Genomic DNA, 18,657 nt, shown 5'->3' on the forward strand with positions numbered 1-18,657 from the left:
ACCGGGCCTTGGCAAAAACATCAGCCTTGCGACTAAACCTCGCTGAGGTTCTCGCGCAGCTCATAAGCCTGGCGCACCGGGGCAAACGAGCGCCGATGGATCGGCGTTGGGCCGAGACGGGCCAGGGCTTCCAGATGAACGGGCGTCGGATAGCCTTTATGGCCCCCGATGCCGTAGCCGGGGTAAATCAATTCGAAGGCAGCCATTTCACGGTCTCGGCTGACCTTGGCCAGGATCGACGCGGCGGCAATGGCTGGAACCTTGCTATCGCCCTTGACCACCGCCTCAGCCGGCATCGCCAGCTTCGGGCAACGGTTGCCGTCGATCATCGCCAGTTTTGGCGTGATATGCAGGCCTTCAACGGCACGCTGCATGGCCAGCATCGTGGCGTGCAGGATGTTCAATTCGTCGATTTCTTCGACTTCGGCCCGAGCGATATGCCAGCTCAAGGCCTTTTCACAGATTTCGTCGTAGAGTTTTTCACGACGCGCTTCGGTGAGTTTTTTCGAGTCGTTGAGGCCCAGGATCGGGCGGTTCGGATCCAGGATCACGGCCGCCGTCACCACCGCGCCACACAGCGGGCCGCGCCCCACTTCGTCAACGCCGGCCACAAGTTCGTGGGTTTGGGCAACCAGGCTGAAATCCAGGCCTATTTGCGTGCTCATAAAGCTTCCTGTTTTTGGCCGATCAAGGTCAATACGGCGTCGGCCGCCTGGTTCGATGCATCACGGCGCAGGGTGCGGTGAATGTCGTCAAAACCGCGGGTCTGTTCTTCGCCGCCGTCGATCAAGGGTAGTAGGGTTTGCGCGAGGGCTTCGGGCGTTGCATCGTCCTGCAACAACTCCGGCACCAACAGACGCTGGGCCAGCAAGTTGGGCAAGGAGATGTAGGGACTTTTGACCATGCGCTTGAGAATCCAGAAGGTCAGTGGCGCCAGGCGATAGGCCACGACCATCGGGCGCTTGTAGAGCAGGGCCTCCAAGGTCGCGGTACCTGAAGCGATCAGCACCGCATCACAGGCCGCCAGGGCCAGGTGCGACCGACCGTCGAGCAGGGTCAATGGCAGATTGCGACCGACCAGCAGTGTCTCGATTTGTGCACGCCGTTGCGGGCTGGCGCAGGGCAACACGAACCGTACCCCGGGCTTCAAGGCTTGAAGGCGCTCGGCAGCATCGAAAAACACGCTGGCAAGACGGCCCACTTCGCCGCCTCGACTGCCCGGCATCAGCGCAACGAGCGGGCCTTCGGGCAACCCCAGTTCGGCACGCGCGGCTGCGCGGTCAGCCTGCAAAGGAATGCTGTCGGCCAGGGTATGCCCGACAAACCTTACCGGCACGCCCTTCTCCTCGTAGAACCTGGCTTCGAACGGCAGCAGGGTCAACATCAGGTCGCAGCCTTCGCGGATCTTCAACACACGCTTCTGCCGCCACGCCCACACAGAGGGGCTGACGTAGTGCACGGTCTTGATCCCGGCCTGACGCAACTTGAGTTCGATATTGAGGGTGAAGTCCGGCGCATCGATGCCGATAAAGACATCGGGCTTTTCTTCGATCAACGTCTGGATCAGCAGCTTGCGACGAGCCAGGAGCTCACGCAGGCGACCCAGCACCTCGACCAGGCCCATGACCGACAGACGCTCCATAGGGAAGTACGACGTCAGGCCTTCGGCCTGCATCAGCGGGCCGCCGACGCCGATAAACTCCACCGCAGGGTGCCGGGCCTTGAGTGCCCGCATCAGACCTGCGCCCAAAATGTCGCCGGAAGCTTCTCCGGCCACCAGCGCGATACGCAGAGTAGCCATGATCAGCGGGTGATGCCGCGGGTCGACGCCTGGATCGAGTCACGGAACACCGCGACTTCCGGAAACAACGCTGCCGGCTCGGCCAGTTGGATCAACGCCTGGTCCACCGTCAGCCCCTGACGGTAGACCACCTTGTAGGCGCGGCGCAGGGCGTGGATCGCCTCTTCGCTGAAGCCACGACGGCGCATGCCTTCGAAGTTCATGCTGCGGGCTTCGGCCGGGTTGCCGAACACCGTGACGAACGCCGGAACGTCCTTGCCGATGGCAGTGCCCATGCCGGAAAAGCTGTGGGCGCCGATATGGCAATACTGATGCACCAGGGTAAAACCGGACAGGATCGCCCAATCGTCAACGTGTACATGGCCAGCCAACGCGGTGTTGTTGACCAGGATGCAGTGGTTGCCGATCACGCTGTCATGACCGATATGGGCATAGGCCATGACCAGGTTGTGATCACCCAGCGTGGTCTCGGCACGATCCTGCACGGTGCCACGGTGAATGGTCACGCCTTCACGGATGATGTTGTGATCACCGATTACCAGGCGGGTTTCTTCACCCTTGTACTTCATGTCCGGGGTGTCTTCGCCTACCGAGGAAAACTGGTAGATGCGGTTATGTTTGCCAATGCGGGTCGGACCCTTGAGGATCACGTGCGGCCCGATGACAGTCCCCTCGCCGATTTCCACACCTGCGCCGATGATCGACCAGGGGCCGACCTCAACGTCGGCGGCCAGTACGGCCGACGGATCGATGATTGCGCGAGGGTCAATCAAACTCATAGTTTGCGTTCCGCACAGATGATCTCGGCAGAGCAAACCGGCTTGCCATCTACCGAGGCCTGGCATTCGAACTTCCAGATCTGGCGCTTGCAGCTGATGAACTTGGCTTCCAGGATCAACTGGTCACCCGGGGTAACCGGGTTGCGAAAGCGCAACTTGTCGGAGCCGACGAAATAGTAAAGCGTGCCGTCGGCAGGCTTGAGGTCGAGCATTTTGAAACCAAGGATACCGGCAGCCTGGGCCATTGCTTCGATGATCAATACGCCCGGCATGATGGGATGCGCGGGAAAGTGACCGTTGAAGAACGGTTCGTTGATGCTGACATTCTTGTAGGCACGAATGCGCTTTTCCTCAACATTGAGGTCCACTACACGGTCCACCAGCAGGAACGGGTAACGGTGAGGCAGGTATTCGCGAATCTCGTTGATGTCCATCATTTCGGGGGGAAGCCTGTAATAAAGATTGGGGGCGGGCGACTAAACGCACGCCCCGCTAGCAAATCAAGGAGGCAGTCTAGCGGCTGTGCACACTTGATATGGAAATGGTATCAGCCTTCTGATGAAGCATTACCGCCAGGGGTCACGTCCCCAACACGCTTTTCCAGCTGTTTGAGACGTCGAGCCATGTCGTCGAGCTGCCTCAAACGTGCTGCGCTCTTGCGCCATTCAGCTGCGGGCTGCATGGCGGTACCAGATGAGTAGGCCCCCGGTTCGGTAATCGAGTGGGTCACCATGGTCATACCGGTGATGAAAACGTTGTCGCAAATATCGATATGCCCCACCAGCCCTACGCCACCGGCGAGCATGCAATGCTTGCCGATCCGGGTGCTGCCGGAAATGCCTACACACGCGGCCATGGCGGTGTGATCGCCAATCTGCACGTTGTGGGCGATCTGGATCTGGTTGTCGAGCTTCACGCCGTTACCGATCACGGTATCGGCCAGGGCTCCGCGATCGACAGCCGTGTTGACACCGATTTCCACGTCGTCGCCGATCAATACACCGCCGACCTGGGCAATCTTGTGCCAGACGCCCTTGGCGTTGGCAAAACCGAAGCCTTCACCACCGATCACGGCACCCGACTGAATGACCACACGTTCACCGATGCGCACGTCGTGGTACAGGGTCACGCGAGGTGCCAGCCAACCGTCGGCGCCGATTACACAGCGAGCGCCGATAAAGCAATGCGCACCGACCGTTACACCGGCCGCGATGCGTGCACCGCTCTCGATCACCGCAAACGCACCGATGCTGGCCGCAGGGTCAACCTGGGCATCATCGGCGATAACCGCAGACGGATGAACACCACCTGCTGCCTTGGGCTTCGGGTCGAACAGATGCGACGCCTTTGCGTACGACAAGTAGGGGTCAGCCACTACCAGGGCATCCCCGGCATAACTCTCGGCGTCAGCGGCCTTCAGCAACACGGCTGCGGCCTGGCAGTCGACCAGGTATTTACGGTATTGGGGGTTTGCGAGGAAGCTCAACTGAGCTGGGCCAGCCTCCTGCAAGGTGGCTAGCCCAGTAATTTCCTTCTCCGGGGAACCACGCAAGGTGGCTCCCAGGAACTCGGCCAACTCGCCGAGCTTGATAGTCGCGGTCATGGCTTACTTCAGCTGGTTCATGCGCTCGATCACCTGACGGGTGATGTCGTATTGAGGCTTGACGTCAATCACTGCGCCACGCTCGAACACCAGGTCAAAGGCACCTTTCTTGATGACTTCTTCCACGGCGCTGTCGAGTTTAGGCTTCAGCTGTTTCAGCATTTCACGGTCGGCAACAGCCTTGGCTTCGTTCAGCTCCTTGGATTGGAACTGGTAGTCACGGGCCTTTTGCTTGAACTCAAGCTCCAGACGCTCGCGCTCGCCTTGCTGCATCTTGTCGCCACCCGCTACCAGACGGTCCTGGATACCCTTGGCGCTGCTTTCCAACGTCTTGAGCTTGGTCAGTTGCGGACCGAATTTTTTCTCGGCATCCACGGCGTATTTCTTGGCCGCATCGGATTCCAGCAGGGCCATCTGATAGTTCAGGACGGCGATTTTCATTTCGGCGAAGGCCGGGGTGGCTACCAGCACGGTGGCCAGCAGAACCAATTGAGTCAACTTACGCACGATGTACTCCTACAGAATCCGTTGTCGTTATCTTGGGTCAGACGCTTAGAACGTCTGGCCGAGGGAGAATTGGAAAATCTGGGTTTCAGCGTTATCCGGTTTCTTGATCGGCATGGCCAGAGCAAAGCTCAACGGGCCAAGCGCAGTCACCCAGGTCACACCGACACCCACCGAGCTCGCCAGGTTGCTGAGGCTCACGTCGTTGCACTCAGTCCGTGACTTCACGCCGCTTGGGTTGGTGATCTGTTCGCACTTGGAGTCGAAAACGTTACCCACATCCCAGAAGACCGAAGTACGCAGGGACCGCTGATCCTTGACGAACGGCAGCGGGAACAGGATTTCCGCACCACCCTGGATCAACACGTTACCACCGAATGGCAGCGGGTCGTTGTCGGAGTCAGCTACGGTGCCCTGGTTACCGGTCACACCAACGCCACGGCTCGGTGTACCACGTGGACCCAGGGTGCTGTCCTTGAAGCCCCGCACGGAGTTGAAGCCACCCGCGTAGTAGTTCTCGTAGAACGGCAGCCCATTGGTGGAACCATAACCGTCGCCATAACCCAGCTCGGTGTGCAGGCGCATGGTGTAGTTATCGCTCAGCGGCTGGAACAACTGGCCACGGTAATCGAGCTTGAAGAACGACAGGTCGCTGCCCGGCGTCGTTGCTTCCAGCGTCAGGCTCTGGGAATGGCCACGGGTGGCAAGCACGCCTTTGTTCAGGGTCGACTCGGACCAGCCGGCGGACGCCTTGAAGTTCAGGAACTTGTCGCCTTCCTTGCGAGTGAAGTCGAAGATCTCGTCCACGGTGTACACACCGGTCTTGATCTCATCCTGTTGCGCAGTCAGGCCGAAGGTCAGGCGCGAGGTCTCGCTGATCGGGTAACCGATGTTGGCGCCTACGCCCAGGCTGTCGATTGCATAGCTGGCTACGTCGACGTCAAGGTCTTTGTAGTCGGTGGTGCGATAGAAGGCGTTGTAGCCCAGGCTGACACCGTCCGCGGTCCAGTAGGGGTCGACATAACCGAAGTTATAACGGCTCTGGTATTCGCTTCGGGTCAGGCCGATGGACACCTTGTTACCGGTACCCAGGAAGTTGTTCTGGGTGATGGAACCACCGAGGATCAGGCCGGCACTCTGTGCGAAACCGACACTGGCGGTGATCGAACCCGACGCTTGCTCTTCCACGGCGTAGTTCACGTCAACCTGGTCATCCACACCCGGTACGGCTGGCGTTTCGACGTTCACTTCCTTGAAGAAGCCCAGGCGCTCAAGACGGGTCTTGGACTGGTCGATCAGGTAAGTCGATGCCCAGCCACCTTCCATCTGGCGCATTTCGCGGCGCAGCACTTCGTCCGCGGACTTGGTGTTGCCACGGAAGTTGATGCGGTTCACGTAGGCACGCTTGCCTGGGTCGACGACAAAGGTGATGTCCACGGTGTGGTCTTCATCGTGGGGGGTAGGCACGCCGTTGACGTTGGCGAAGGTATAGCCTTCGTTACCCAGGCGACGGGTGATCAGTTCGGACGTGGTGGTCATCAGCTTGCGCGAGAACACCTGGTCTTTCTGCACCAGCAACAGGGCCTTGACCTGGTCTTCAGGCACTTTCAAGTCGCCGCTGAGCTTCACGTCACGAACCTTGTACTTCTCGCCTTCGTTGACGTTGACAGTAATGTAGACGTGCTTCTTGTCCGGGGTGATGGACACCTGGGTCGAAGCGATATCCATGTTGATATAGCCACGGTCCAGGTAGTAGGAACGCAGGCGTTCCAGGTCACCGGAGAGTTTTTCGCGGGCGTACTTGTCATCGTTCTTGAAGAAAGACAACCAGTTGGTGGTCTTGAGCTCGAACAGGTCGATCAGGTCTTCATCAGCGAACTTGGTGTTGCCCACCACGTTGATGTGCTGAATGGCCGCCACAGTACCTTCGTTGATGTTGACCTTGAGGCCGACACGGTTACGAGGCTGCGGCACGACTTCCGTTTCCACGGTCGCGGAGTAGCGACCCTGGGCAACGTACTGGCGCTGCAGTTCGTTACGCACACCTTCAAGGGTGGCGCGCTGGAAGATCTCGCCCTCGGCCAGGCCGGATTGCTTCAAGCCTTTCATCAGGTCTTCAGTGGAGATCGCCTTGTTGCCTTCGATCTCGATACTGGCGACGGAAGGTCGCTCGACGACGGTGATGACCAGGACGTTACCTTCGCGACCCAGTTGGATGTCTTGAAAGAACCCGGTTTTGAACAGCGCACGAGTGGATTCCACCAGGCGACGGTCATCAGCCTGTTCCCCGACGTTCAACGGCAAGGCACCAAAGACACTACCCGCGGAAACCCGCTGGAGGCCGTTGACGCGAATATCGGAGATGGTGAAGGACTCGGCGTGAACTTCGGCGATCATCAATACGGTGAGAACCGCAGTTAGCAGCAGACGTTTCATGAAGTCCTTTCTTATTCCAACTGGCAATAAACAAACTGCCGCAAAATGCGGCAGATTCGCAATTCAGCGAAGCGTTACAGTCGACCCAGATCGTTGACCAAGGCTAATAACATCACCCCGACCACCAAGCTGATACCGATCTGTATCCCCCAACCCTGCACCCGATCCGACAAGGGGCGACCACGCACCCACTCGACCAGATAAAACAACAGATGCCCCCCATCCAATACTGGAATGGGCAGCAAATTCAGAACACCCAGGCTGATACTCAGATAAGCCAGGAAATTCAGGAAATCCGCGACACCCGACTGGGCAGAAGCGCCCGCCACTTTAGCAATGGTTATCGGTCCACTCAAGTTTTTTACCGAGAGCTCGCCGAACAACATTTTCTTGAGGGATTCGAGGGTCAGCACACTCATGGTCCAGGTGCGTTTTGCACCCTCGCCAATGGCCGCCAGCGGCCCGAAACTGACCTCACGCACCATCGAGGGCGGCCACTCCGGACTCTTGACGCCTGCACCCAGGTAACCCCCGGCCGCCTTGGCTTCCCCACGTACAGCCAGGGTCACGGGGACGTCAATTTGAGCACCGTCACGCTCAATTTTCAGCACAATCCTTGTATCAGGGCGTACGCGCACCAGGTCGACTACCTGCTGCCACTCACCCAACGCCTGGCCATCGAGGGCCAGCAAGCGATCGCCGGTTTTCAGACCCGCGGCCTGGGCCGGACCCTTCGGATCCAGCTCGGCAAGCACTGGCGGCAGCGCAGGACGCCATGGACGGATGCCCAGGGACTTGATCGGATCAGGCTCGTCAGCGCCCTTGAGCCAATGGTCCAAGGCCAACGTGCGCGGGGTCTCGGCACTGGAATCCTGCTCACGCACCACGACGTTGACGGTGCCGCTTTCACCCAAACGACGTACCAGCTGCAAATTGACCGCGCCCCAACCCGTCGTCGGCTCACCATCAATGGAAACAATTTCCTGCCCTGCGACCAGACCTGCCTTGGCGGCGATACTGTCCGCCTCGACCGCGCCGATGACAGGACGCACCTGCTCGCTGCCGAGCATGGCCAGGACCCAGAAAAACAGCATCGCCAGGAGGAAGTTGGCGATCGGACCGGCCGCAACAATGGCGATACGCTGACGAACGGTCTTGCGATTGAAGGATTGGTCCACCTGATCGGCCGGCACTTCGCCTTCACGCTCATCGAGCATCTTGACATAGCCACCCAACGGGATGGCCGCGATCACGAACTCGGTGCCGTGCCGGTCGTGCCAGCGAACCAGCGGCATGCCGAAGCCGACGGAAAAGCGCAGTACCTTGACGCCGCAACGACGTGCCACCCAGAAGTGGCCGAATTCGTGGAAGGTAACCAGCACACCCAGAGCAACCAGGGTGCCGACAATCATGTAAAGCGCACTCATCTAATTTCTCCGCATTCCAATCCAGTGCCCCAAGGCTCAATCGCGCCCACAAGACTAACGCGCGTTGCGGTCCAACCATTGCTCGGCCAAGGCGCGCGCCTTGGTGTCCGCCTCGAATACCGCGCCGAGGTCGTTCACCGCGACCACGGGCTCAAGACTCAGGACGTCCTCGATGATACTCGCGATCTGCGGAAAGCGGATGCGCCGTTCGAGAAACGCCGCCACGGCCACTTCATTCGCCGCATTGAGCATCGCCGGCGCGCTGTTACCCGCCTCCGCGGCCTCACGTGCCAGACGCAGGCACGGAAAACGTTGCTCGTCCGGCGCCTCGAAGTCCAAGCGGGCAATGGCAAACAGATCCAGTGGCGCCACGCCGGAATCAATTCGCTCCGGCCAGGCCAGGGCATTGGCGATCGGGGTGCGCATATCCGGATTGCCCAATTGGGCCAATACCGAGCCATCCACGTAGTCGACCAGTGAATGAATCACACTTTGCGGGTGAATCACCACCTCGACCTGATCCGGTCGCGCATCGAACAACCAGCAGGCTTCGATCAACTCCAGGCCTTTATTCATCATGCTTGCCGAGTCCACGGAGATCTTGCGCCCCATCGACCAGTTAGGATGAGCGCACGCCTGGTCCGGAGACACCTGCTCCAACTCCCCCAAGGGAGTTTGCCGGAAAGGACCACCCGACGCGGTCAGCAGAATCCGACGCACACCCACCTGGCCCAGACCGCGAGCAAAGTCGCCGGGCATGCATTGGAAGATCGCATTGTGTTCACTGTCGAGGGGCAGCAGTACGGCGCCGCTCTTGCGCACCGCCTGCATGAAGAGCGCGCCGGACATCACCAACGCTTCTTTGTTGGCCAGCAGGATTTTCTTGCCCGCATCCACGGCAGCCAAGGTCGGACGCAAGCCGGCGGCACCGACGATAGCGGCCACCACCGTATCCACCTCGGCATCGGCCGAGACCTGGCACAACCCCTCCTCCCCCACCAGCACCTGAGTGGCCAGCCCGGCAGCCCGCAGATCATCCTGCAGGCCCCGTGCCGCCGAACGCCCGGGCACCACGGCAAAGCGCGGCACGTGACGCACGCACAGTGCCAGCAGTTCGCTGAGGCGGGTGAACCCGGTCAGGGCAAACACTTGATAGCGGTCAGGATGACGAGCGATCACATCCAGGGTGCTCAACCCTACCGAGCCGGTTGCACCCAGCACGGTCACTTGTTGCAGGCGGCTCACGAAGCGGTCATCCACAACAGCACGGCAAAGATCGGGATGGCTGCGGTAAGGCTATCGATACGATCCAGCACCCCGCCATGACCCGGCAGCAGGTTGCTGCTGTCCTTGATCCCGGCCTGGCGCTTGAACATGCTTTCGGTGAGATCACCGACCACCGAGATAAATACGACGATGGCCGTGCCCAGCAGGGCCAGGAAGATTTCCTTCGCCGACCAGTCGCGCACCAGACCCACCACAAGCGTGATCACCAGCGTCAACGCCAGGCCGCCATACACGCCTTCCCAACTCTTGCCCGGACTGACTGACGGCGCCAGCTTGCGCTTGCCGAATGCCCGGCCAGAGAAGTAGGCGCCGATGTCTGCACCCCAGACCAGCACCATCACCGCCATGATCAGCCAGTTACCCATCGGCGAATTCTTGATCTCCACCAGCCCTTGCCAGGCAGGCAACAGAATCAACAAGCCAATCACCAGCTTGCTGGCGACACTGGACCACTGGCCACTGCTGCGCGGAAAAGTCAGCACCAGGTAGGTCGCAAGCGCCCACCACAGCACCGCTGCCCCCAACACCCAGGGCACGATAATGCTCGACAGGGTATGCATCAGAAACAGCAGTACCGCCACCACAAGGGCATACGCCACACGCGGCAGCTGCGCATTGAAACCTGCCAATCGCGCCCATTCCCAGGCACCCAGGGTGACCACCAGGCCGATAAACAGCGCAAAGCCGGAGCCATCCAGCAGGAAAAACCCGCACAAGGCAATCGGCAACAGTATCAGTGCTGTGATGATTCGTTGTTTAAGCATTTAAACCCGGGCTCCAGCTTCGATCTGCTCACTCGTTTTACCGAAGCGACGCTGACGGGAAGCGAAATCGGCCAGCGCAGTGCGCATGGCATCGTGTTTGAAGTCCGGCCAGAACAGGTCGGAGAAGTACAGCTCGGTATAGGCCAATTGCCATAAGAGGAAATTGCTGATGCGATGCTCACCACCGGTACGGATACACAAGTCAGGCAACGGCAGGTCGCCGGTCACCAGGCAGGTCTGTAACAGTTCAGGCGTGATGTCGTCCGGCCGCAGATGACCGGCCTGCACTTCGCGGGCCAGTCGCTGCGCAGCCTGGGCAATGTCCCACTGGCCACCGTAATTGGCGGCGATTTGCAGCACAAAGCGGTCAGTGCCGGCAGTGATCGCCTCGGCTTCACGCATGGCCGCCTGCAGTTCCGGGTGAAAGCGCGAGCGGTCGCCGATGATGCGCAGGCTGATGTTGTTGTCATTCAGGCGCTTGGCCTCACGACGCAGGGCCTTGAAGAACAGATCCATCAAGGCACTGACTTCTTCGGCGGGCCGCTGCCAGTTTTCACTGGAGAACGCGAACAGGGTCAATACCTCGACCTTGGCCTCGGCACACACCTCGATCACGGCCCGTACCGCATCGACACCCGCCTTATGCCCGGCAACACCCGGCATAAAACGCTTCTTCGCCCAGCGATTATTCCCATCCATGATGATCGCGACATGGCGCGGCACCACGGAGGGCACAGTCTGCTTGGTCTTTTCCATGAAGGCGTCCTGACCCCTTATACGGCCATCAGGTCCTTTTCTTTTTCTTCGGTTGCCTGGGTGATCTTCGCCTCGGCTTCCTTGGTCAGCTTGTCGATATCGGCGACGGCACGACGCTCTTCGTCTTCGCTGATTTCCTTGTCCTTGACCAACTTCTTCAGCTCGCCCAAGGCATCACGACGAATGTTACGCACTGCAACACGCGCATCTTCAGCCGCGCTGCGGGCCTGCTTGGTGAAGCCCTTGCGGGTTTCTTCAGTCAGGGCCGGCATGGAGATCAACAGCAACTCACCCAGGTTGGTCGGGTTGAGGTTCAGGCCGGCGCTCTGGATGGCCTTGTCGACTGCAGCGAGCATGTTGCGCTCGAAAGCCACGACCTGCAGGGTGCGCGAATCCTTTACGGTAACGTTGGCCACGCCGCTCAGCGGGGTATCAGCGCCGTAATAAGGCACCATCACGCTGCCCAGGATGCTCGGGTGCGCCTTGCCGGTACGAATCTGGCCAAATGCGTGGCTCAGAGACTCCAGGGATTTCTGCATACGCGCTTGGGCGTCTTTCTTGATTTCGTTGATCATTGTTGGCCTTCCTCGATCAGAGTCCCTTCCGCGCCGCCGTGTACGATATTCAGCAGGGCACCGGGCTTGTTCATGTTAAATACGCGCAGCGGCATCTTGTGGTCGCGGCACAGGCAAATAGCCGTCAGGTCCATCACGCCCAGCTTGCGATCCAGCACTTCATCGTAGGTCAGATGATCGAACTTCTCGGCATGCGGGTCTTTGAATGGGTCTGCGGTGTACACGCCATCTACCTTGGTCGCCTTGAGCACCACGTCGGCATCGATCTCGATGGCGCGCAGGCAAGCAGCCGAGTCCGTGGTGAAGAACGGGTTGCCGGTACCGGCAGCGAAGATCACCACCTCTTTGGCGTTCAGGTGGCGCATGGCTTTGCGACGATCATAGTGATCGGTCACACCCACCATGGAAATAGCCGACATCACGATAGCCGAGATATTGGCACGCTCCAGGGCGTCACGCATGGCCAGGGCGTTCATCACAGTGGCCAGCATGCCCATGTGGTCGCCGGTGACCCGATCCATGCCGGCCGCACTCAGTGCTGCGCCGCGGAACAGGTTACCGCCACCGATCACCAGGCCGACCTGTACGCCGATGCCGACCAACTGGCCGACTTCCAGCGCCATGCGGTCGAGTACCTTGGGGTCGATCCCGAACTCTTCCGAGCCCATCAGGGCCTCGCCGCTAAGCTTGAGTAGAATGCGTTTATAGCGAGCCTGATAACCACTGCCCTGCTGAGCCATTGCGAATCTCTCCTGCGGCGTATTTTTAAAAAATTCTTGGCGAGCCGTTTACGGCTTGCGTTCACTCTAGCTGGACGCTCTCACAGCGCCATCGGAACACGGCTTTGTAAGCCAGTTCCGAGGGTAAGCCAAATTAAATCGGCCTGCCCATTTGAAAAGAGGCTGCGCGCGTGAGCGGGCAGCCTCTTTCGGGCGACAGTTAAAAACTGTCTTATTGCTTGGCGGCAGCCAGCTGGGCAGCAACTTCTTCAGCGAAGTTGTCGACCGGCTTCTCGATGCCTTCGCCTACCTTGAAGTAAGTGAAGGAAACGATTTCAGCACCGGCTTTCTTGGCCAGTTCGCCAACCTTGACTTCAGGGTTCTTGACGAACGCCTGCTCAACCAGGCTTGCTTCGGCCAGGAACTTGCTGATACGGCCCTTGACCATGTTCTCAACAATGTTTTCTGGCTTGCCTTTGATTTTTTCTTCGTTCAGCTGCAGGAACACAGCTTTTTCACGCTCGATCGCTTCGGCAGAAACTTCCGAAGGCAGCAGGAACTCAGGGTTGCTGGCCGCTACGTGCATAGCGATGTCTTTGGCCAGCTCAACGTTGCCGCCTTTCAGGACCACTGCAACGCCGATCTTGTTGCCGTGCAGGTAACCACCGACAACATCACCTTCAACGCGTACCAGGCGACGGATGTTGACGTTTTCGCCAACCTTGCCGACCAGTACCAGGCGATCAGCTTCTTGAGCGGCGATCAGCGGAGCGACGTCAGTCAGCTTGTCGGCGAACGCTTTTTCAACGCTGGCAGCAACAAATGCCTTGAAGTCGTCCTGCAGGGCCAGGAAGTCGGTCTGGGAGTTCACTTCCAGCAGAACAGCAGATTTGCCGTCTTCTTTCAGAGCGATAGCGCCTTCAGCAGCCACGTTGCCTGCTTTCTTGGCAGCCTTGATGGCGCCGGAAGCACGCATGTCATCAATGGCTTTTTCGATGTCGCCGTCAGCCTTTTCCAGGGCTTTCTTGCAATCCATCATGCCTTCGCCGGTACGCTCACGCAGTTCTTTAACCAACGCTGCAGTAATTGCTGCCATTTTCAAATTCCTCTTGGATAGGTTTTCAACCATTCCACCCGATCGAACGGGGGATCAATTCTTCCCGAACCACCCTTGTTAGCCGCTGCACGTTACAGGTGATGTAGCTGCGCTGCTGACAAATGGTTTTCGAGGTGGCAAAAAGGGGGCCAAGCCCCCTTTTTGCTTACTGAGTCAACGCCAGGGCGTCAATTACTCAGCTGCGGCTACCGGAGCTTCTTCAACGAACTGCTCGGTGCCACCAGCAACGTGGTTGCGACCACGGATGACAGCGTCAGCCATCGAACCCATGTACAGCTGGATGGCGCGGATGGCGTCATCGTTGCCTGGGATGATGTAGTCAACGCCTTCCGGGCTGCTGTTGGTATCGACTACGCCGATAACAGGAATGCCCAGCTTGTTGGCTTCGGTGATCGCGATGCGCTCGTGATCAACGTCGATAACGAACAGTGCGTCAGGCAGACCGCCCATGTCCTTGATACCACCCAGGGAACGATCGAGCTTTTCCAGGTCACGAGTGCGCATCAGCGCTTCTTTCTTGGTCAGCTTGGCGAAAGTACCGTCTTCGGCCTGCACTTCAAGGTCACGCAGACGCTTGATGGAAGCACGGATGGTTTTGAAGTTGGTCAGCATGCCGCCCAACCAGCGGTGATCGACGTACGGCGAACCGCAACGTGCTGCTTCTTCAGCAACGATCTTACCAGCGGAACGCTTGGTGCCGACGAACAGGATCTTGTTTTTGCCCTGGGCCAGGCGCTCTACGAAAGTCAGAGCTTCGTTGAACATTGGCAGGGTTTTTTCAAGGTTGATGATGTGGATCTTGTTACGCGCGCCGAAAATGTACTTACCCATTTTCGGGTTCCAGTAACGGGTCTGGTGACCGAAGTGCACACCGGCCTTCAGCATATCGCGCATGTTGACTTGGGACATGATAGTTCCTTAATAAGTCGGGTTTGGCCTCCACGTATCCCAATGACCAACCAGCGGCATCAAGGCCTCCGGCACCCAGGTCATCGTGTCGACACGTGTGTGGATTTAAGCTTTTCGGGGTATCCCCGGAAAGCGGCGCATTTTATACCACACGAAGGGCGAAAACGAAACACGCAATCACATTTGGCGTGGGCGACGTGTACGCAACCCTTTGAATAGAGCCGATATAACCCCATTTGATAGAGAGAAGCGATCGTCGGGGGCTCATGATTTGCCGCCCGCGTCTGTTAGAATCGCGTTTTTTGGCGCTTGTGCGAACTCTGCAACCTTTTGTCGCACGCCCGTAAACCGTATTGATTTCAGCGCATCGCGCTAGAGAGAGCCTGTATGACCGTTAGTTTGAAAACCGCCGAAGACATCGCCGGCATGCGCATTGCCGGCAAACTGGCTGCCGACGTGCTGGAAATGATCGCCGAGCACGTCAAGCCCGGCGTTACCACGGAAACCCTGAACCAGATCTGCCACGACTATATAGTCAATGTGCAGGGCGCCATTCCTGCGCCGCTGAACTACAAGGGCTTCCCCAAGTCGATCTGTACTTCGGTCAATCACGTGGTCTGCCACGGGATTCCGGGCGACAAGCCGTTGAAGGACGGCGACACCCTGAACATCGACGTCACCGTGATCAAGGACCGCTACTTCGGCGACACCAGCCGCATGTTCCACGTCGGCACCGTGCCGGTGTGGGCCGAGCGCCTGTCCCAGGTCACCCAGGAATGCATGTACAAAGCCATCGAGATCGTCAAGCCTGGCTGCCGCCTGGGCGACATCGGTGAAGTGATCCAGAAGCACGCCGAAAAGAACGGTTTCTCGGTGGTGCGCGAATTCTGCGGCCACGGTATCGGCACGGTCTTCCACGAAGAACCGCAGATCCTGCACTACGGCCGCGCCGGCACCGGCATGGAGCTCAAGGCAGGCATGACCTTTACCATCGAGCCGATGATCAACCAGGGCAAGGCCGACACCAAGGTGCTGGGCGACGGCTGGACCGCCATCACCAAGGACCGCAAGCTCTCGGCCCAGTGGGAACACACCCTGCTGGTCACCGAGACCGGCTACGAGATCTTCACCCTGCGCGCCGACGACACGATCCCACGCGTTTCGGCGTGAAGGGCTGCCAAGGTTTTCCCAAACTGTGTTGTGACTGACTGATAGATAGAAAGGAAAGCCGATCAATGCCCCAGGTGGATCCCGAACTCTTCGACCGTGGCCAGTTCCAGGCCGAGCTGGCACTGAAAGCGAGCCCCATCGCCGCATTCAAAAAGGCGATCCGCCAGGCCCGCGAGGTGCTCGACGAGCGCTTTCGCAGCGGCCGGGACATCCGCCGGCTGATCGAAGACCGCGCCTGGTTCGTCGATAACATCCTGCAAAAAGCCTGGGAACAGTTCAGTTGGAGCGAAGACGCCGATATTGCCCTGGTGGCGGTCGGCGGCTACGGTCGTGGCGAGCTGCACCCGTACTCCGACATCGACCTGCTGATCCTGCTGGACAGCGCCGACCATGAGATCTTTCGCGACTCCATCGAGCGCTTTCTGACACTGCTGTGGGACATCGGCCTGGAAGTCGGCCAGAGCGTGCGCTCGGTGGATGAGTGCGCCGAAGAGGCCCGCGCCGACCTGACCGTCATCACCAACCTGATGGAAAGCCGCACCATCGCCGGCCCCGAGCGCCTGCGCCAGCGCATGCTCGAAGTCACCAGCACCGCGCACATGTGGCCGAGCAAGGATTTCTTCCTGGCCAAGCGTGCCGAGCAGAAGGCCCGGCACCACAAGTACAACGACACCGAATACAACCTCGAACCCAACGTCAAAGGCTCGCCGGGCGGGTTGCGCGACATCCAGACGATTCTGTGGGTCGCACGTCGCCAATACGGCACCCTGAACCTGCGCGCCCTGGCCGGCGAAGGCTTCCTGGTAGAGAGCGAAAATGCCCTGCTGGCGTCGTCCCAGGAATTCCTGTGGAAAGTGCGCTACGCCCTGCACATGCTCGCCGGGCGCTCCGAAGATCGCCTGCTGTTCGACCACCAGCGCTCCATCGCCACCCTGCTGGGGTTTGAAGGCGAAGACGCGAAGACCAGCATCGAAAGCTTCATGCAGCAGTACTACCGGGTGGTCATGAGCATTGCCCAGCTCAGCGACCTGATCATCCAGCATTTCGAAGAAGTGATCCTCGCTCCGGAAGACGAAGCACCGCCGCAGCCGATCAATTCGCGCTTCCAACTGCACGACGGCTATATCGAGGCACGCAACGACAACGTGTTCCGCCGCACTCCGTTCGCCATGCTGGAAATCTTCGTGCTGATGGCCCAGCAGCCGGAAATCAAGGGCGTACGCGCCGACACCATCCGCCTGCTGCGGGAAAACCGTCACCTGATCGACGACGACTTTCGCAACGACATTCGCAACACCAGCCTGTTTATCGAGCTGTTCAAGTGCAAGATCGGCATCCATCGCAACCTGCGGCGCATGAACCGCTATGGCATCCTCGGGCGTTACCTGCCGGAGTTCGGGTTTATCGTCGGGCAGATGCAGCACGACCTGTTCCACATCTACACCGTGGACGCCCACACCCTCAACCTGATCAAGCACTTGCGCAAGTTGCAGTACACCCAGGTATCAGAGAAATTCCCGCTGGCCAGCAAGCTCATGGCCAAGCTGCCCAAGCCGGAGTTGATCTACCTCGCCGGCCTGTACCACGACATCGGCAAGGGCCGGCATGGCGACCACTCGGAAATCGGCGCGGTGGATGCCGAGGCGTTCTGCCAGCGCCACCAGTTGCCACTGTGGGACAGCCGCCTGATCGTGTGGCTGGTGCAGAACCACCTGGTGATGTCGACCACTGCCCAGCGCAAGGACTTGTCCGACCCGCAGGTGATCCACGACTTCGCCGGGATCGTCGGCGATGAAACCCGCCTCGACTACCTGTACGTGCTGACCGTCTCCGACATCAACGCCACCAACCCGACCCTGTGGAACTCCTGGCGCGCCAGCCTGTTGCGCCAGCTCTACACCGAGACCAAGCGCGCGCTGCGCCGTGGCCTGGAAAACCCGGTGGACCGCGAAGAGCAGATCCGCCGCACCCAAAGCGCCGCCCTGGACATCCTGGTGCGCGGCGGCAACGACCCGGACGACGTCGAGCAGTTGTGGTCGCAATTGGGGGACGATTACTTCCTGCGCCACACCGCCGGCGATGTCGCCTGGCACAGTGACGCGATCCTGCAGCAGCCGGCCGATGGCGGCCCGCTGGTGTTGATCAAGGAAACCACCCAGCGCGAATTCGAAGGCGGCACGCAGATCTTCATCTATGCACCCGACCAGCACGACTTCTTCGCCGTGACCGTGGCGGCCATGGACCAGCTCAACCTGAATATCCATGACGCCCGGGTCATCACCTCCAGCAGCCAGTTCACCCTCGACACCTATATCGTGCTCGACACCGAAGGCGAGTCCATCGGCGATAACCCGGCGCGGGTGAAAAAGATCCGCGAAGGCCTGACCGAAGCCCTGCGTAACCCCGACGACTACCCGACGATCATCCAGCGCCGGGTACCGCGTCAGCTCAAGCACTTTGCCTTTGCGCCCCAGGTGACCATTTCCAACGATGCACAGCGCCCGGTGACCGTACTGGAACTCAGCGCGCCGGACCGGCCAGGCCTGCTGGCGCGGATCGGCGGCATTTTCCTGGAATTCGATTTGTCACTGCAGAACGCCAAGATTGCGACCCTCGGCGAGCGGGTGGAGGACGTGTTCTTTATTACCGATGCCGATAACCAGCCGCTGTCCGACCCGGAGCTGTGCCTGCGCTTGCAGGCGGCGATCGTGCAGCAGTTGAGCGTGCCCCAGGAACCCGGTGTCGAGCTGACGCGCCTGACGATTTGATACCAGGAGCGGCCCACCGCTCCCTCCCAGTTTTTAACGCCT

General features: G+C 59.5%; 17 protein-coding genes. 2 read left to right on the forward strand and 15 right to left on the reverse strand.

Annotation, left to right across the window (positions count from 1 at the left end):
• Positions 1–32 precede the first annotated feature (32 nt).
• From rnhB to rpsB, 15 genes are all read right to left on the reverse strand, one after another.
• Positions 33–665 carry a ribonuclease HII gene (rnhB, locus tag BFP99_RS28995; protein ID WP_027604470.1) on the reverse strand — a complete coding sequence of 211 codons (633 nt, stop codon included), beginning with the start codon at positions 663–665 and terminating at the stop codon, positions 33–35.
• Complete coding sequence (lpxB, locus tag BFP99_RS29000) at positions 662–1,801, reverse strand: lipid-A-disaccharide synthase (RefSeq protein ID WP_065926454.1); 1,140 nt, start codon at positions 1,799–1,801, stop codon at positions 662–664. The genes rnhB and lpxB overlap by 4 nt, the downstream gene beginning before the upstream one ends.
• 2 nt (positions 1,802–1,803) lie before the next feature.
• A complete protein-coding gene (gene lpxA / locus BFP99_RS29005; protein ID WP_027604472.1) occupies positions 1,804–2,580 on the reverse strand; it encodes an acyl-ACP--UDP-N-acetylglucosamine O-acyltransferase in 777 nt (258 codons plus the stop codon).
• Positions 2,577–3,017 carry a 3-hydroxyacyl-ACP dehydratase FabZ gene (gene fabZ / locus BFP99_RS29010; RefSeq protein ID WP_003172281.1) on the reverse strand — a complete coding sequence of 147 codons (441 nt, stop codon included), beginning with the start codon at positions 3,015–3,017 and terminating at the stop codon, positions 2,577–2,579. The genes lpxA and fabZ overlap by 4 nt, the downstream gene beginning before the upstream one ends.
• A 110-nt stretch (positions 3,018–3,127) precedes the next feature.
• Positions 3,128–4,183, reverse strand: coding sequence for a UDP-3-O-(3-hydroxymyristoyl)glucosamine N-acyltransferase (gene lpxD / locus BFP99_RS29015; RefSeq protein WP_065948794.1), 1,056 nt, complete (start codon positions 4,181–4,183; stop codon positions 3,128–3,130).
• 3 nt (positions 4,184–4,186) lie between these two features.
• Positions 4,187–4,690: an OmpH family outer membrane protein gene (locus BFP99_RS29020; protein WP_003219314.1), complete on the reverse strand. Its 504-nt coding sequence runs from the start codon at positions 4,688–4,690 to the stop codon at positions 4,187–4,189.
• Between the two features lie 45 nt (positions 4,691–4,735).
• On the reverse strand, positions 4,736–7,123 hold the full coding sequence (gene bamA, locus BFP99_RS29025) for an outer membrane protein assembly factor BamA (RefSeq protein WP_053137245.1): 2,388 nt from the start codon (positions 7,121–7,123) through the stop codon (positions 4,736–4,738).
• Positions 7,124–7,197: 74 nt separating this feature from the next.
• Positions 7,198–8,550, reverse strand: coding sequence for a sigma E protease regulator RseP (gene rseP / locus BFP99_RS29030; protein WP_065926456.1), 1,353 nt, complete (start codon positions 8,548–8,550; stop codon positions 7,198–7,200).
• 54 nt (positions 8,551–8,604) lie between these two features.
• Complete coding sequence (gene ispC, locus BFP99_RS29035; protein WP_065948795.1) at positions 8,605–9,795, reverse strand: 1-deoxy-D-xylulose-5-phosphate reductoisomerase; 1,191 nt, start codon at positions 9,793–9,795, stop codon at positions 8,605–8,607.
• Entirely contained in the window at positions 9,792–10,601 is an 810-nt protein-coding gene (locus BFP99_RS29040; RefSeq protein WP_065926458.1) for a phosphatidate cytidylyltransferase, read from the reverse strand. The genes ispC and BFP99_RS29040 overlap by 4 nt, the downstream gene beginning before the upstream one ends.
• The gene (gene uppS, locus BFP99_RS29045) at positions 10,602–11,357 is read right to left on the reverse strand and encodes a polyprenyl diphosphate synthase (RefSeq protein WP_027604478.1); all 756 of its coding nucleotides are present in this window, start codon (positions 11,355–11,357) and stop codon (positions 10,602–10,604) included.
• 17 nt (positions 11,358–11,374) lie between these two features.
• Positions 11,375–11,932 carry a ribosome recycling factor gene (gene frr, locus BFP99_RS29050; RefSeq protein WP_065926459.1) on the reverse strand — a complete coding sequence of 186 codons (558 nt, stop codon included), beginning with the start codon at positions 11,930–11,932 and terminating at the stop codon, positions 11,375–11,377.
• Positions 11,929–12,672, reverse strand: coding sequence for a UMP kinase (pyrH, locus tag BFP99_RS29055; protein WP_003172271.1), 744 nt, complete (start codon positions 12,670–12,672; stop codon positions 11,929–11,931). The genes frr and pyrH overlap by 4 nt, the downstream gene beginning before the upstream one ends.
• A 211-nt stretch (positions 12,673–12,883) precedes the next feature.
• Positions 12,884–13,747: a translation elongation factor Ts gene (gene tsf / locus BFP99_RS29060; RefSeq protein WP_065926460.1), complete on the reverse strand. Its 864-nt coding sequence runs from the start codon at positions 13,745–13,747 to the stop codon at positions 12,884–12,886.
• 192 nt (positions 13,748–13,939) lie between these two features.
• Positions 13,940–14,677 carry a 30S ribosomal protein S2 gene (gene rpsB / locus BFP99_RS29065; protein WP_003219330.1) on the reverse strand — a complete coding sequence of 246 codons (738 nt, stop codon included), beginning with the start codon at positions 14,675–14,677 and terminating at the stop codon, positions 13,940–13,942.
• Positions 14,678–15,064: 387 nt separating this feature from the next.
• Between rpsB and map the strand changes: the two genes are divergently transcribed.
• Together map and BFP99_RS29075 are read left to right on the forward strand one after the other, a co-directional pair.
• Positions 15,065–15,847, forward strand: a complete 783-nt coding sequence (gene map / locus BFP99_RS29070) for a type I methionyl aminopeptidase (protein WP_012722594.1) — start codon at positions 15,065–15,067, stop codon at positions 15,845–15,847.
• A 65-nt stretch (positions 15,848–15,912) separates the two neighbouring features.
• Positions 15,913–18,615, forward strand: coding sequence for a [protein-PII] uridylyltransferase (locus BFP99_RS29075; protein WP_027604481.1), 2,703 nt, complete (start codon positions 15,913–15,915; stop codon positions 18,613–18,615).
• Positions 18,616–18,657 lie beyond the last annotated feature (42 nt).

Origin of the sequence: Pseudomonas sp. 1 R 17 (assembly GCF_900067035.1) — a bacterium.
Classification (GTDB): domain Bacteria; phylum Pseudomonadota; class Gammaproteobacteria; order Pseudomonadales; family Pseudomonadaceae; genus Aquipseudomonas; species Aquipseudomonas marginalis.

Excerpts from the sequence above, each read along its gene's own strand:
- rnhB (WP_027604470.1), bottom strand. The coding sequence starts at position 665 with ATGAGCACGCAAATAGGCCTGGATTTCAGCCTGGTTGCCCAAACCCAC.
- lpxB (WP_065926454.1), bottom strand. The coding sequence starts at position 1,801 with ATGGCTACTCTGCGTATCGCGCTGGTGGCCGGAGAAGCTTCCGGCGAC.
- lpxA (WP_027604472.1), bottom strand. The coding sequence starts at position 2,580 with ATGAGTTTGATTGACCCTCGCGCAATCATCGATCCGTCGGCCGTACTG.
- fabZ (WP_003172281.1), bottom strand. The coding sequence starts at position 3,017 with ATGATGGACATCAACGAGATTCGCGAATACCTGCCTCACCGTTACCCG.
- lpxD (WP_065948794.1), bottom strand. The coding sequence starts at position 4,183 with ATGACCGCGACTATCAAGCTCGGCGAGTTGGCCGAGTTCCTGGGAGCC.
- bamA (WP_053137245.1), bottom strand. The coding sequence starts at position 7,123 with ATGAAACGTCTGCTGCTAACTGCGGTTCTCACCGTATTGATGATCGCC.
- rseP (WP_065926456.1), bottom strand. The coding sequence starts at position 8,550 with ATGAGTGCGCTTTACATGATTGTCGGCACCCTGGTTGCTCTGGGTGTG.
- BFP99_RS29040 (WP_065926458.1), bottom strand. The coding sequence starts at position 10,601 with ATGCTTAAACAACGAATCATCACAGCACTGATACTGTTGCCGATTGCC.
- uppS (WP_027604478.1), bottom strand. The coding sequence starts at position 11,357 with ATGGAAAAGACCAAGCAGACTGTGCCCTCCGTGGTGCCGCGCCATGTC.
- frr (WP_065926459.1), bottom strand. The coding sequence starts at position 11,932 with ATGATCAACGAAATCAAGAAAGACGCCCAAGCGCGTATGCAGAAATCC.
- pyrH (WP_003172271.1), bottom strand. The coding sequence starts at position 12,672 with ATGGCTCAGCAGGGCAGTGGTTATCAGGCTCGCTATAAACGCATTCTA.
- tsf (WP_065926460.1), bottom strand. The coding sequence starts at position 13,747 with ATGGCAGCAATTACTGCAGCGTTGGTTAAAGAACTGCGTGAGCGTACC.
- rpsB (WP_003219330.1), bottom strand. The coding sequence starts at position 14,677 with ATGTCCCAAGTCAACATGCGCGATATGCTGAAGGCCGGTGTGCACTTC.
- map (WP_012722594.1), top strand. The coding sequence starts at position 15,065 with ATGACCGTTAGTTTGAAAACCGCCGAAGACATCGCCGGCATGCGCATT.
- BFP99_RS29075 (WP_027604481.1), top strand. The coding sequence starts at position 15,913 with ATGCCCCAGGTGGATCCCGAACTCTTCGACCGTGGCCAGTTCCAGGCC.